We start from the raw sequence: 13,224 nt of genomic DNA on the forward strand, positions 1-13,224 counted from the left end.
TGAATATCGAGATGGTTTGCTTGTGGTCAACGCGCAAGCTCCCGGACAATGCATGTCATGGACACGGGGGCTTGCGCACCCCGCGTTCCCGGGGCGGTTGCATCGAAGTGCTTCGAACTGCACATCGATGATGTCCGAACCGGTTAATCCAACGGGTGGCGCGAATGCATCGCGTTCGCGCTGTCCGGCGGCAGCAGTGTCGAATCGCAAAGGGGGAACAGATGCATCGGATCATCATCGTAGGCGGAGGCGCGGGCGGCCTGGAACTGGCGACGCGGCTCGGCGACCGTTACGGCGCGCGCGGCAATCGTCCCGCGCGTGCGCTTGTCACGCTCGTCGACCGCAATCCGACCCACATCTGGAAACCGCTGCTGCATGAGGTCGCGGCCGGCAGCATGGATCCGTTCACGCAGGAGCTCGAATATGCGGCGCAGGCGCGCTGGCATGGCTTCGAATTCCAGCAGGGCGAGCTGACCGGGCTCGACCGCGCGGCGAAACGCTTGACGCTGTCACCCATCAACGACAGCGACGGCGAGGAACTGCTGCCGGCGCGCGAGCTGGAATACGACACGCTCGTGATCGCGATCGGCAGCACGACCCACTTCTTCGGCGTGCAGGGCGCATCGGAAAACGCGATAGCGCTCGATACGGTCGGCGAGGCGGAGCGTTTCCGCAAGCGGCTGATCGCCGCGTGCATGCGTGCGGAACATCAGGCGCCGGCGCCGACCGCGCCTGGCGAGGCGGCCGAGCCGCGCATCCAGGTCGTGATCGTCGGTGGCGGCGCGACGGGCGTCGAGTTGTCCGCCGAGTTGCGCAACACCGCGCAGGTGTTGTCGGCCTACGGGCTGCACAAGCTCGACCCGCGGCACGACGTCGGCATCGTGCTGATCGAATCGGGGCCGCGAATTCTCCCGGCATTGCCGGAGCGCGTGTCGTCGGCGACGGCCGAACTGCTCGAAAAGATCGGCGTGCGGCTGATGCTTGCCGAGCGCGTGACCGAGGTGGCGCCCGGCGCCGTTCATACGGCGAGCGGCAAGACGGTGCGCGCCGATCTGACGGTCTGGGCCGCGGGCATCAAGGCGCCGTCCGTGCTCGCCAATCTCGATGGCCTCCAGGTCAACAAGCTCGGCCAGCTTGACGTGCGCCGCACGCTGCAGACCTTTACCGACGACAACGTGTTCGCGCTGGGCGATTGTGCTGCATGCGCATGGCCCGGCAACGAGCGCAACGTGCCGCCGCGCGCGCAGGCTGCGCATCAGCAGGCGAGCTTCCTGCTGAAGGCAATCGGCTGTCGGCTCGACGGGCGCCCGCTGCCCGAATTCACCTATCGCGACCTCGGCTCGCTCGTGTCGCTCGGCCACTTCAGCGCGGTCGGCAACCTGATGGGCGGGCTGATCGGCGGCAACATGCTGATCGAAGGGCTGTTCGCGCGCTTCATGTACATGTCGTTGTACCGGATGCACATCGCCGCGCTGCACGGCTATCCGCGCATGATGCTCGACACGGTTGCGCACTGGCTGCGGCGCACGACGCTGCCGCGCGTCAAGTTGCACTGAGCGCGCGTTCGCGGGGGAAGCGGGCGGGGAGCGCACGTCGTGCGTCGTCCCTGCCCGTCTTTTTTGCGTGCTGCCGTGCCGGCATGTGGCGGGCAACATCGACCGCGTGTTTTCCGTTTCAATTCGCCACCATCCGATCGCGCGACGGCGATCGACATGCGGCTTGTTGCATCGCGATTCGATGGGGCGCCTGCGGTTTTTGCGCGGCGATCGACGTGTCGAAGCAACGCGCCGTAATCGAGTCTTACATATCCGACAGTTGACGTGACAACGGATTATTGGGCATCTTGTCCGGGTTTCCGTTTGCGGCGGGGTGCCAACCGCCGCGACATCCGCGCCGCATGCCGGCGCGATGCCACGTCATGCCGTATCCGCGATCGTGACGGCGGCGCCCAATCGAGGAGTGCATTCATGTTGAAACCCGAAGTCGACAGCCTGGTTCCCCACGTTCCGTTCTCGCGCCGCAAGTTCATGCAGGCCGCGCTGGGCGGTGCCTTCGCAGCGGCGGTGCTGCCCGTGTCGGCGCAAACGGTCACGACCGACAGCGAAGGGCTGGACGTCGACACCGTCGAGATCCGCTCGGGAGACGCGAGCGTGCCCGCGTATCGCGCGCAGCCGAAGGACAAGACGAACCTGCCGGTCGTCATCGTGATTCACGAGATCTTCGGCGTGCACGCGCACATCGCCGACGTCTGCCGCCGCTTCGCGAAGCTCGGTTATCTCGCCATCGCGCCCGACCTGTTCGTACGGCAGGGCAATGCGGCGAAGTATCCGACGATCAAGGATCTGTCCGAGCACATCATCAGCAAGGTACCGGACCGGCAGGTGACCGAGGATCTCGATGCGACTGTCGCGTGGGCCGGCAAGAACGGTGGCGACCTGTCGCGTCTCGGCGTGGTCGGGTTCTGCTGGGGCGGCCGTCAGAGCTGGCTGTATGCCGAGCACAACCCGCACGTGCGTGCGGCCGTTGCATGGTACGGGTTCGTCGAAGGCAAGACCGACGAGATGACGCCGTTCAACCCGGTCGATCATGCATCGTTGCTGAAGGTGCCCGTGCTCGGGCTGTATGGCGAGAAGGACGCGAACATCACGCAGGCATCGCTCGCCGACATGCGCAAGGCGATCCAGGCGAGCGATTCGAAGCTCGCGCGCGAATCGGAGATCGTCGTGTATCCGGATGCCGGCCACGCGTTCTTTGCCGATTACCGGCCGAGTTATGTGAAGGCCGATGCGGAGGAGAGCTGGAAGCGCGCGATCGCGTGGTTCCACAAGTACGGCGTGATGTAAACGGCAAGCGGCGGCACATGCCGCCGCTGCGTTGTGGCCGTGCTTACGGTGTCGGGCCGGTTGCGATCGGTCGCGACGGATCGGCGCTCCATTCGCTCCACGAGCCCGGATACAGCGACGCGCCGTGCAGGCCCGCCACCTCCAGTGCAAGCGCATTGTGGCAGGCGGTGACGCCGGAGCCGCATTGCAGGATCACGCGGTTCGGTTCGGTGCCCGCCAGCACCGCGGAAAACGCTTCGCGCAGTTCATGGCCGGTCTTGAAGCGGCCGTCCGCGGCGAGGTTGTCCTTGAAGAAGCGGTTGCGCGCACCGGGGATGTGGCCGCCCACACGATCGATCGTTTCGTTTTCGCCGCGGTAGCGGTCGGGTGCGCGCGCATCGATCACGACGCGCGTGGGTGTGCTCACGTTGGCGAGCACGGCTGCCGCGTCGACCGTCGATTCGAGCGGCGCCGCCGCGCGGAAATCGCCGGCGGCCGGGTGCGGCACGTCGGTCGCCAGAGGCTGGCCGGCTGCTTCCCAGGCCTGCAGGCCGCCGTCGAGCACGGCGACCGAATCGTGGCCGAGCCAGCGCAGCAGCCACCACAGGCGCGCCGCATAGGCGCCGCCCTGCGCGTCATACGCGACGACTTGCTGGCCCTGCTTGAGGCCTCGGCTCGCGAGCAGCGTGGCGAGTGCGTCGCGGGTCGGCAGCGGATGGCGGCCGTTGGTGCCCGTCTTGCGGCCCGACAGGTCGCGGTCGAGATGAAGATACTGTGCGCCGGGGATATGGCCGGCCGCATACGCGGCTTCGCCGGCGGCGGGATCGGCGAGATCGAAGCGGCAATCGAACAGTACGACGCTGCCGGGCGCCGCCGCCAGGCGCTCGGCGAGATTGGCGGCGGAAATGAGCGTGGTGTAGTGGGTGTGTGGCATGACGGCTCCCTGGAGTGCGAATGGCCTGACATTCCAAGTCTAAACAAAAAAAGACGGGCCGAAGCCCGTCTTTTCGTCTGCCGGATGCCGTGCGGCGTCAATGCGCCGCACCGGCTGTCAGATGTCGCCGAGGTGGCGGCGCAGGAACTCGTGGAAGTGCTGCATGCCGTCTTCCATCGGGCTCTGGTACGGGCCGACCTGCGACTCGCCGCGTGCCATCAGCGCACGGCGGCCTGCGTCCATCCGCATCGCGATCTCGTCGTCCTCGACGGCCGTTTCCATATAGGCGGCGCGTTCCGCCTCGACGAATTCGCGTTCGAACAGCGCGATTTCCTCGGGGTAATAGAACTCGACGATGTTGGTCGTCTTTTGCGGGCCTTGCGGGATCAGCCACGACACGACGAGCACGTGCGGATACCACTCGATCATCAGGCCCGGGTAGTAGACCATCCAGATCGCGCCGAACTCCGGCGGCACGCCGTTGCGGAACTTGAGCACCTGCTCGTGCCATTTCTGGTAAGTCGCGCTGCCCGGTTTAGCGAGTGCGTTGTGCACGCCGACCGTCTGCACGCTGTACCAGTCGCCGAACTCCCACTTGAGATCGTCGCACGACACGAAGCTGCCGAGGCCCGGGTGGAACGGGACGACATGGTAATCCTCGAGATAGACCTCGATGAACGTCTTCCAGTTGTAATCGCACTCGTGCACTTCGACGTGATCGAAGTGGTACTCGGAGAAATCGAAGTGATGCTTCGTGCCGAGATCGGCGAGATCGCGCGCGACATTCCGGCCTTCGGCTTCGAACAGCAGCCCCTGCCAGTTCTGCAGCGGGCTCTTGCCGAGGTTCAGGCACGGCTTGTCGGGGAAGTGCGGCGCGCCGAGCAACTGGCCTTCCAGGTCATACGTCCAGCGGTGCAGCGGGCACACGATGTTCTGCGTGTGGCCGCGCCCGTTGAGCATGATCGCCTGCCGGTGGCGGCAGACGTTCGACAGCAGTTCGATCTGGTTCGCGGGGTTGCGGACCAGCACGCGACCTTCCTTCTCGGACGGCAGCGCAAAATAATCCCCCGCCTCGGGCACCATCAACTCGTGCCCGACGTAACGAGGTCCTTTCTTGAAGAGGGTTTCGATCTCGCGCTCGAGTAGCGCCTCATCGAAGTATGCAGTGACTGGAAGCTGGCTGTGGGCCGACTTCAACTGAAGCGCATCGCTCAGATTGGACATTCCCACTCCCGGTGTTAGCGTGAAAGCAGTGAACAACCCAACCATCGAAAAATCGATTTAGGGAAACGGGGAATTATACCCGGTTCGCCTCGCAAGGCTAGGATTAAGTGCCTGATTTGTGTCAATTTTTTGTCGGGCGGCAATCGGAAGGCGCACAATGTGCGTCGAAGGTGGGGCCGGAATATGTAGCGGGTGCCCAAGACGGCAGGTCGGAAAATTCTCTTTTGCCGTAGAATGTCCGACTTGTTTTGAAATTTGACACCCTCGTCCATGGCGAAAACCGCATCCCCAGGCGCCACGCCGCCCGGCAATGGCACCGAACCGTTGCCGGACAATTATGAGATGGCGCTCGCGGAGCTCGAGACGCTGGTTGCCCGGATGGAAGGCGGCGCGTTGAGCCTCGAGGATTCACTGACGGCATATCGCCGCGGTGCGACCCTCGTTGCGTTTTGCCAACAGCAGCTCGAGAAGGTGGAACAGCAGGTTCGCGTGCTTGACGGCGCGACGCTGAAGCCGCTTTCGTCCGGAACGGCCGCCACGGACGGCGAAGACGACGATCTATGACATTCGAACAATGGATGCGGTCCGTGCTTGACCGTGTCGAGGACGCACTCGGCCACTATTTGCCCGCTGAAACCGCGGTGCCGGTGAAACTCCACGAGGCGATGCGCTACGCGGTCCTCGGCGGCGGCAAACGCGTTCGCCCGCTGCTGTGCCATGCAGCAGGCGAACTGACCGGCGCGACGGAAGCGGCGCGCAATGCGGCGGCGGCGGCACTGGAGATGATCCATGTCTACTCGCTCGTGCACGACGACATGCCGTGCATGGACGACGACGCACTGCGTCGAGGCAAGCCGACCGTGCACGTGCAGTACGACGAGCCGACGGCACTGCTGGTCGGCGACGCGCTGCAGTCGCAGGCGTTCGTCGCGCTGACCGACGCCGCTGCGCTGTCGCCGGTGCAGCAGGCCGCGCTCGTGCGCGAGCTGGCGCTGGCGAGCGGCTCGATCGGCATGGCCGGCGGGCAGGCGATCGACCTGGCGAGCGTCGGCCTCAAGCTGACGCGCGAGCAGCTCGAGACGATGCACCGGATGAAGACGGGCGCACTGCTGCGCGCGGCCGTGCGGATGGGCGCGCTGGCTGGCGAGACGCCGTCGGCGGAAACGATGGCGGCGCTCGATGTGTACGCAGGGGCCGTGGGTCTGGCCTTCCAGGTCGTCGACGACATTCTCGACGTCACGACCGATTCGGCGACGCTCGGCAAGACGGCCGGCAAGGATGCGGCGAACGACAAGCCGACCTATGTATCGATCCTCGGCCTCGAGGCGTCGCGCGAGCTCGCAGCACAGCTGCGCGCCGAAGCGCACGACGCGCTGAAACCGTTCGGCGCACGCGCTCAGCGTCTCGCCGAACTTGCCGACCTGGTAGTGAACCGGGTCAGCTGACGCGAAAGCCCGCCGCCGCGCACATGCTACGGTGCGTGCAACAGAATGCGGGCGCGTTTGATTTCCTACAATGGAACGACGATGTACGACTTGCTGAAAACCATCGACGACCCGGCGGACTTGCGCCGCCTCGATCGTCGCCAACTTCAACCGCTCGCGGATGAACTGCGCGCGTTCGTGCTCGACAGTGTGTCGAAGACGGGCGGCCATCTGTCGTCCAACCTCGGGACGGTCGAGCTGACGATCGCGTTGCACTACGTGTTCAACACGCCGAACGATCGCATCGTCTGGGACGTGGGGCACCAGACCTACCCGCACAAGATCCTGACGGGGCGTCGCGACCAGATGCATTCGCTGCGTCAGCAGGACGGCATCTCGGGTTTCCCGCGCCGTTCGGAGTCGGAATACGACACGTTCGGCACCGCGCACTCGAGCACGTCGATCTCGGCCGCGCTCGGCATGGCGATCGGCAGCCAGCTGAACGGCGACGACCGCTTCTCGATCGCCGTGATCGGCGACGGCGCGATGACCGCCGGCATGGCGTTCGAGGCGATGAACAACGCGGGCGTGTCGGAAGACGCGAAAGTGCTCGTGATCCTCAACGACAACGACATGTCGATCTCGCCGCCGGTCGGTGCGCTGAATCGCCATCTCGCACGCCTGATGTCGGGCCGCTTCTACGCGGCTGCGCGCGCGGGCGTCGAGCGCGTGCTGAGCGTTGCGCCGCCGGTGCTCGAACTCGCACGCAAGCTCGAGGAGCACGCGAAGGGCATGGTCGTGCCGGCCACGCTGTTCGAAGAGTTCGGCTTCAACTACATCGGCCCGATCGACGGTCACGATCTCGATTCGCTGATCCCGACGCTGCAGAACATCCGCGAATTGCGCGGCCCGCAGTTCCTGCACGTGGTGACGAAGAAAGGCCAGGGCTACAAGCTCGCCGAAGCCGATCCCGTGCTCTACCACGGCCCGGGCAAGTTCAATCCGGCCGAAGGCATCAAGCCGTCCGCCACGCCCGCGAAGAAGACGTACACGCAGGTGTTCGGCGAGTGGCTGTGCGATGAAGCCGAGCGCGACACGCGCGTCGTCGGCATCACGCCCGCGATGCGCGAAGGCTCGGGCATGGTCGAGTTCGAGAAGCGCTTCAAGGATCGCTACTACGACGTCGGCATCGCCGAGCAGCACGCGGTGACGTTCGCCGGCGGCCTCGCGACCGAAGGGCTCAAGCCGGTCGTCGCGATCTACTCGACGTTCCTGCAACGTGCGTACGATCAGCTGATCCACGACGTCGCGCTGCAGAACCTGCCGGTCGTGTTCGCGATCGACCGCGCGGGCCTCGTCGGCGCGGACGGCGCGACGCATGCGGGCGCGTACGATCTCGCGTTCATGCGCTGCATTCCGAACATGACGATCATGGCCGCATCCGACGAGAACGAATGCCGCCAGATGCTGCACACGGCGCTGCAACAGCCGAACCCGACCGCGGTGCGTTATCCGCGCGGCGCGGGTACGGGCGTGGCGACGGTGAAGGAGTTCACCGAGATCCCGCTCGGCAAGGGTGAGGTGCGTCGCCACACGTCGCAGCCTGAAGGCAAGCGCGTCGCGATCCTCGCGTTCGGCACGATGGTCGCACCGTCGCTTGCCGCTGCCGAGGAACTCGATGCAACCGTCGCGAACATGCGCTTCGTGAAGCCGGTCGACGCTGCGCTCGTGCGTGAACTCGCCGAGACGCACGACTACCTCGTCACGGTCGAGGAAGGCTGCGTGATGGGCGGCGCGGGCTCGGCCTGCGTGGAAGCCCTGATGGAGAGTGGGGTTATCCGACCCGTACTACAATTGGGCCTCCCTGACCTGTTCATCGATCACGGCGACCCCGCGAAGCTGCTGTCGCAATGCGGCCTCGACGGCGCGGGTATCGCGAAATCGATTCGCGAACGCTTTCTGAATCCGGCGGCCGATGTCGCCGGTCAGGCGAAGCGCGTCGCATAAGCTGGCGCCGCCCGCGGGCGGTGCCGGTGCGACTGGCGCGACCGGTCTTCATTGATGCGGAAAACATGGGCCTGCGGGCCCATGTTGCTTTTCCGGCTGCCGCATGACGCGGCGTGCGCGTCATCGAACGCGCGGCTTACAAGGATTGAACAAGATGAACCAGATGAATCCCGCCTTCGTGATGCCCGACGTGCAGAGCACGGTGGATACCCGCCAGATTCCGATTCAGCGCGTGGGCGTGAAGGCGGTCCGGCATCCGTTGACGGTGTGTACCGAAGGCGGCGACGTACAGCCGACCGTCGGCGTCTGGAATCTCGACGTCCGCCTGCCGGCCGACCAGAAGGGTACGCACATGTCGCGCTTCGTCGCGCTGCTCGAAGAGAATCGCGCACCGCTGACGGTCGAGCGTTTTCGCGCGATGCTCGCGTCGATGCTCGAGAAGCTGGAAGCCGAGGCGGGCCGCATCGAGGTCACGTTCCCGTACTTCGTGAACAAGACGGCGCCGGTGTCGGGTGTGCAGAGCCTGCTCGACTATGAAGTGACGCTCGCGGGCGAAAGCCGCAACGGCGACACGCGCCTGTTCCTCAAGGTGCTCGTGCCGGTGACTAGCCTGTGCCCGTGCTCGAAGAAGATCTCGCAATACGGCGCGCACAACCAGCGCTCGCACGTGACGATCGACGCGGAGCTCGCGGCCGACCTGCCGGTCGAGGCACTGATCCGCATCGCGGAGGAAGAGGCGTCGTGCGAGCTGTGGGGCCTGTTGAAGCGTCCGGACGAGAAGTTCGTCACCGAGCGCGCATACGAGAACCCGAAGTTCGTCGAGGATCTCGTGCGCGACGTCGCGCAGCGTCTCGACGCGGACGAGCGCGTGGTCGCGTATGTGCTCGAAGCCGAGAACTTCGAGTCGATCCACAATCACAGCGCGTATGCATTGATCGAGCGCGACAAGCGGCAGGCTGCATAACGCTGCGTCGTTTTGCCGCGCCGATGAAAAAGGCCGCTCGTATGAGCGGCCTTTTCGTTTGTCGGTGTGGCGTTGTGTCGCGGGGCGTCGCTCAGCGTGCGAGCGACGCGAGATCCCAGCGCGGCTTCACCGTGAAGGCGTAGTCCGCATTCGCCTGCTCGGGCCAGCGGCCGAGCCGCAATGCGCCCGCGAGCGCGATCATCGCGCCGTTGTCGGTGCAGAGCGCGAGGTCGGGGTAGTGCACGTCGAAACCGCGCTTGGTCGCGGCGGCCGACAGCGCGGCGCGCAACTGGCGGTTCGCGCCGACACCGCCCGCGACCACGAGGCGCTTGAGCTTCGTTTTCTTCAGCGCGGCGAGCGACTTCGCGACGAGCACGTCGACGGCCGCGTCGACGAAGCCGCGCGCGAGGTCGGCCTTTGCGCGTTCGAGCGCAACGCCCTCCAGCTTCGCCGCTTCGAACTTCTTCATCTGCGTGAGCACGGCCGTCTTCAGGCCGCTGAAGCTGAAGTCGAGATCGCCCGAATGCAGCATCGGGCGCGGCAGCACGACCGCACCCGGCGTGCCGGTTTCGGCGAGCTTCGAGACTTCCGGGCCGCCCGGGTAGCCGAGGCCGATCAGCTTGGCCGTCTTGTCGAATGCTTCGCCGGCCGCGTCGTCGAGCGTTTCGCCGAGCGTCTCGTACACGCCGACGTCGGTCACGCGCATCAGTTGCGTGTGGCCGCCGGACACCAGCAGGGCGACGAACGGGAACGGCGGCGGCTCGTCGACGAGCAGCGGCGACAGCAGGTGGCCTTCGAGGTGATGGATGCCGACGGTCGGCTTGTTCCAGGCAAGCGCGAGCGCATTCGCGATGCTCGCGCCGACCAGCAGCGCGCCGGCGAGGCCGGGGCCCTGGGTGAATGCGATCGCGTCGATGTCGTCGCGACGCGTGCCGCTTTGCGCCATCACTTCCTCGAGCAGCGGCAGCGCGCGGCGGATGTGGTCGCGCGACGCGAGCTCGGGCACGACGCCGCCGTACTCGCGGTGCATCGCGATCTGCGAATGGAGCGCGTGCGCGAGCAGGCCGCGCTGCGTGTCGTAGAGCGCGAGGCCGGTTTCGTCACAGGAGCTTTCGATGCCGAGAACGAGCATGGGTGCGGGCAGGGCGCGCCGTATCGAGCGCGCCGCAGGAAGGTCAACGTAACCGGAAATTATAGCAGGCGGGGGCAGGTCGCCGCCGCAGGCAGCCCCGGGCCGGAGGCCGGGCGGGTACAATCCGCGCCATGGAAACCTATGACATCGCCGTGATCGGCGCGGGCGCCGCCGGGATGATGAGCGCCGCGGTTGCCGGGCAGCTCGGCCGCCGCGTCGTGCTGATCGACCACGCGCCGCGGCTCGCCGAGAAGATCCGCATCTCGGGCGGCGGCCGCTGCAACTTCACGAATCTTTACGCGGGCCCCGACAACTATCTGTCGGCGAATCCGCATTTCGCGCGCTCGGCGCTGGCGCGCTATACGCCGCGCGACTTCCTCGGGCTGCTCAAGCGCCATCATGTGACCTGGCACGAAAAGCACAAGGGCCAGCTCTTTTGCGACCACGGCAGCGACGCGATCATCGACGTGCTGAAGCACGAGTGCGACGCGGGCGGCATCGCGTGGCGCAGGCCCGTCGTCGTCGACGCGGTGCGCCACGCGCCGGCCGACGGCTTCGCGCTCGACACGCAGCAGGCGGGGACGATCGGCGCGCGCGCACTGATCATCGCGACCGGCGGCCTGTCGATTCCGAAAATCGGCGCGACCGACTTCGGTTACCGGCTCGCCAAGCAGTTCGGCCACAAGCTGATCGACACGCGGCCCGCGCTCGTGCCGCTGACGTTCGCGCAGCAGGACTGGGAGCCGTTCGCGGAGTTGTCCGGTGTATCGCTCGAAGTGCGCGTTTCGACCGGCGACAGGAAGCGCGGCGGAGAATTCGTCGAGGACCTGTTGCTGACCCATCGCGGCCTGTCCGGGCCAGGGATCCTGCAGATTTCGAGTTACTGGCAGCCGGGCGACCCGATCCGCGTCGACCTGTTGCCGCAACGCGATACGGTGGCCGACCTGCTCGACGCGAAGCGCACGTCGAAGCGCCAGATCGGTTCGCTGCTCGCGGACTGGGTGCCGTCGCGCCTCGCGCATGCGTGGCTCGACACCCATCGCGTCGCGGCCGACGCGCGGCTCGCGGACCTGCCCGACAAGACGCTGCGCCAGATCGGCGACGCGCTGTCCGGCTGGACGCTGACGCCGAACGGCACCGAGGGCTACAAGAAAGCCGAAGTGACGAAGGGCGGGGTCGATACGCGCGAACTGTCGTCGGCGACGATGATGAGCGCGCGTGTGCCGGGGCTGTTCTTCGTCGGCGAGGCGGTGGACGTGACGGGCTGGCTCGGCGGCTACAACTTCCAGTGGGCGTGGGCGTCCGGCACGGCGGCCGGGCAGGCTGCCGCGGAGTATTCGCGTGGCGCCTGACATGCCGGGCCGACGCCGTTTTGGCGGGACCAGGCCCCGTGCCTTTGGGCAATCGCTCTGCTATACTCGGTAGTCTTTCCCTGCAAACCTTTATTCGTGTCGGATCATGACGATCATTCGCGTTAAAGAGAACGAGCCGTTCGAAGTTGCAATGCGTCGCTTCAAGCGCACGATCGAGAAGAACGGGTTGTTGACCGAACTTCGCGCGCGCGAGTTTTACGAGAAGCCGACCGCGGAGCGCAAGCGCAAGAAGGCGGCAGCGGTGAAGCGTCATTACAAGCGTATCCGCAGCCAGACGCTGCCGAAGAAGCTGTACTGAACGATTGGGCGCCGCGCGGTTCGCTGAGCGGCGCACCGGCGACTCCGCGCGATCGGGCGATCGCGGAAGATCGAGCATGATCGTGCGACCGATCAGGCGAGCCGCCGATGCCGGATTCGAGCAACCCGCTTGAGACACAGTCCCAAGCGGGTTTTTGTGTTGACGCCCGTATGGCGGGCGTCGGATTCACGTTTCCTTCCCGGGTGAAAGATGAGTTTGAAAGAGCAGATCAGCGAAGACATGAAGGCCGCGATGCGCGCGAAGGAAAGCGAGCGCCTGGCAACGATTCGCCTGCTGATGGCCGCGATCAAGCAGCGCGAAGTCGACGATCAGATCACCCTCGACGACGCGGGCATCACGGCCGTGATCGACAAGATGATCAAGCAGCGCAAGGATTCGATCAGCCAGTTCCAGGCCGCCGGCCGTGACGACCTCGTCGCGAAGGAGCAGGCGGAACTGGTCGTGCTGAGCGGCTACATGCCCGAGCAGCTGTCGGAGGCCGAGGTGGCCGCCGAAGTCCAGGCCGCGGTCGCGCAGACGGGCGCGGCGGGCCCGCAGGACATGGGCAAGGTGATGGGCGTCCTGAAGGGCAAGCTCGCCGGCCGTGCCGACATGACGGCCATTTCCGCACTGGTCAAGGCCGCGCTTTCGAAGTAACACCTGTCTCCCCGGCGCGCGCGGTGCGTGCGCCGGGGTGTCGTATTGTCTTTTTTCGCTCGATCCCACGGTGATTCCGCATTCGTTCCTGCAGGATTTGCTGAACCGCGTCGATATCGTCGACGTGGTGGGCCGGTACGTGCAGCTCAAGAAGGGCGGCGCCAACTTCATGGGGCTGTGCCCGTTCCATAACGAGAAAAGCCCGTCGTTTACGGTCAGCCCGACCAAGCAGTTCTATCACTGCTTCGGCTGCGGCGCGCACGGCACGGCGATCGGCTTCCTGATGGAACACGCGGGTCTCACGTTCCCGGAAGCCGTGCAGGAACTCGCGCAGTCGGTCGGCCTGACCGTGCCGCACGAGCCGTCGATGCGTGGCGGCGGTGGGGGCG

12 protein-coding genes and 1 pseudogene are annotated in these 13,224 nt (G+C 66.0%); 10 read left to right on the top strand and 3 right to left on the bottom strand.

Features of this window, described 5'->3' with window-relative positions:
- Positions 1–221 precede the first annotated feature (221 nt).
- Both VK92_RS37465 and VK92_RS37470 read left to right on the top strand, forming a co-directional pair.
- Positions 222–1,556 carry an NAD(P)/FAD-dependent oxidoreductase gene (locus VK92_RS37465; RefSeq protein WP_042975832.1) on the top strand — a complete coding sequence of 445 codons (1,335 nt, stop codon included), beginning with the start codon at positions 222–224 and terminating at the stop codon, positions 1,554–1,556.
- A 411-nt stretch (positions 1,557–1,967) separates the two neighbouring features.
- On the top strand, positions 1,968–2,843 hold the full coding sequence (locus tag VK92_RS37470; protein WP_021160848.1) for a dienelactone hydrolase family protein: 876 nt from the start codon (positions 1,968–1,970) through the stop codon (positions 2,841–2,843).
- A 43-nt stretch (positions 2,844–2,886) separates the two neighbouring features.
- Here VK92_RS37470 and VK92_RS37475 read toward each other — a convergent pair whose 3' ends face one another.
- Entirely contained in the window at positions 2,887–3,756 is an 870-nt protein-coding gene (locus tag VK92_RS37475) for a sulfurtransferase (protein WP_021160849.1), read from the bottom strand.
- Positions 3,757–3,873: 117 nt separating this feature from the next.
- Complete coding sequence (locus VK92_RS37480) at positions 3,874–4,980, bottom strand: aromatic ring-hydroxylating oxygenase subunit alpha (RefSeq protein ID WP_048022159.1); 1,107 nt, start codon at positions 4,978–4,980, stop codon at positions 3,874–3,876.
- A gap of 270 nt (positions 4,981–5,250) precedes the next feature.
- Between VK92_RS37480 and VK92_RS37485 the strand changes: the two genes are divergently transcribed.
- The 4 genes from VK92_RS37485 to folE2 all read left to right on the top strand — a co-directional run bounded on the left by VK92_RS37485 (position 5,251) and on the right by folE2 (position 9,375).
- Positions 5,251–5,544, top strand: a complete 294-nt coding sequence (locus VK92_RS37485; protein ID WP_011355806.1) for an exodeoxyribonuclease VII small subunit — start codon at positions 5,251–5,253, stop codon at positions 5,542–5,544.
- On the top strand, positions 5,541–6,425 hold the full coding sequence (locus tag VK92_RS37490; protein WP_042975833.1) for a polyprenyl synthetase family protein: 885 nt from the start codon (positions 5,541–5,543) through the stop codon (positions 6,423–6,425). The genes VK92_RS37485 and VK92_RS37490 overlap by 4 nt, the downstream gene beginning before the upstream one ends.
- An 81-nt stretch (positions 6,426–6,506) precedes the next feature.
- Positions 6,507–8,411 carry a 1-deoxy-D-xylulose-5-phosphate synthase gene (gene dxs, locus VK92_RS37495; protein ID WP_021160852.1) on the top strand — a complete coding sequence of 635 codons (1,905 nt, stop codon included), beginning with the start codon at positions 6,507–6,509 and terminating at the stop codon, positions 8,409–8,411.
- 154 nt (positions 8,412–8,565) lie between these two features.
- Entirely contained in the window at positions 8,566–9,375 is an 810-nt protein-coding gene (gene folE2 / locus VK92_RS37500; RefSeq protein ID WP_021160853.1) for a GTP cyclohydrolase FolE2, read from the top strand.
- A gap of 91 nt (positions 9,376–9,466) precedes the next feature.
- On the opposite strand, the gene tsaD is transcribed toward folE2, so the two are convergent.
- Positions 9,467–10,507 carry a tRNA (adenosine(37)-N6)-threonylcarbamoyltransferase complex transferase subunit TsaD gene (gene tsaD, locus VK92_RS37505; RefSeq protein ID WP_042975834.1) on the bottom strand — a complete coding sequence of 347 codons (1,041 nt, stop codon included), beginning with the start codon at positions 10,505–10,507 and terminating at the stop codon, positions 9,467–9,469.
- Between the two features lie 98 nt (positions 10,508–10,605).
- Between tsaD and VK92_RS37510 the strand changes: the two are divergent.
- The 4 genes and pseudogenes from VK92_RS37510 to VK92_RS37525 all read left to right on the top strand — a co-directional run.
- Positions 10,606–11,859, top strand: a pseudogene (locus VK92_RS37510) (NAD(P)/FAD-dependent oxidoreductase); the annotation flags it as partial.
- A gap of 106 nt (positions 11,860–11,965) precedes the next feature.
- Positions 11,966–12,178 carry a 30S ribosomal protein S21 gene (rpsU, locus tag VK92_RS37515; RefSeq protein WP_006479415.1) on the top strand — a complete coding sequence of 71 codons (213 nt, stop codon included), beginning with the start codon at positions 11,966–11,968 and terminating at the stop codon, positions 12,176–12,178.
- A 210-nt stretch (positions 12,179–12,388) separates the two neighbouring features.
- Positions 12,389–12,835, top strand: coding sequence for a GatB/YqeY domain-containing protein (locus tag VK92_RS37520; protein ID WP_021160855.1), 447 nt, complete (start codon positions 12,389–12,391; stop codon positions 12,833–12,835).
- A gap of 70 nt (positions 12,836–12,905) precedes the next feature.
- Positions 12,906–13,224 (top strand): CHC2 zinc finger domain-containing protein (locus VK92_RS37525; RefSeq protein WP_048468233.1); only part of this gene is annotated, 319 nt, incomplete at its 3' end.

Origin of the sequence: Burkholderia sp. LK4, from assembly GCF_001043615.1 — a bacterium.
Taxonomy (GTDB): domain Bacteria; phylum Pseudomonadota; class Gammaproteobacteria; order Burkholderiales; family Burkholderiaceae; genus Burkholderia; species Burkholderia cepacia.

Excerpts from the sequence above, each read along its gene's own strand:
- dxs (WP_021160852.1), top strand. The coding sequence starts at position 6,507 with ATGTACGACTTGCTGAAAACCATCGACGACCCGGCGGACTTGCGCCGC.
- VK92_RS37480 (WP_048022159.1), bottom strand. The coding sequence starts at position 4,980 with ATGTCCAATCTGAGCGATGCGCTTCAGTTGAAGTCGGCCCACAGCCAG.
- VK92_RS37470 (WP_021160848.1), top strand. The coding sequence starts at position 1,968 with ATGTTGAAACCCGAAGTCGACAGCCTGGTTCCCCACGTTCCGTTCTCG.
- VK92_RS37485 (WP_011355806.1), top strand. The coding sequence starts at position 5,251 with ATGGCGAAAACCGCATCCCCAGGCGCCACGCCGCCCGGCAATGGCACC.
- VK92_RS37475 (WP_021160849.1), bottom strand. The coding sequence starts at position 3,756 with ATGCCACACACCCACTACACCACGCTCATTTCCGCCGCCAATCTCGCC.
- rpsU (WP_006479415.1), top strand. The coding sequence starts at position 11,966 with ATGACGATCATTCGCGTTAAAGAGAACGAGCCGTTCGAAGTTGCAATG.
- VK92_RS37465 (WP_042975832.1), top strand. The coding sequence starts at position 222 with ATGCATCGGATCATCATCGTAGGCGGAGGCGCGGGCGGCCTGGAACTG.
- VK92_RS37520 (WP_021160855.1), top strand. The coding sequence starts at position 12,389 with ATGAGTTTGAAAGAGCAGATCAGCGAAGACATGAAGGCCGCGATGCGC.
- tsaD (WP_042975834.1), bottom strand. The coding sequence starts at position 10,507 with ATGCTCGTTCTCGGCATCGAAAGCTCCTGTGACGAAACCGGCCTCGCG.
- VK92_RS37490 (WP_042975833.1), top strand. The coding sequence starts at position 5,541 with ATGACATTCGAACAATGGATGCGGTCCGTGCTTGACCGTGTCGAGGAC.
- folE2 (WP_021160853.1), top strand. The coding sequence starts at position 8,566 with ATGAACCAGATGAATCCCGCCTTCGTGATGCCCGACGTGCAGAGCACG.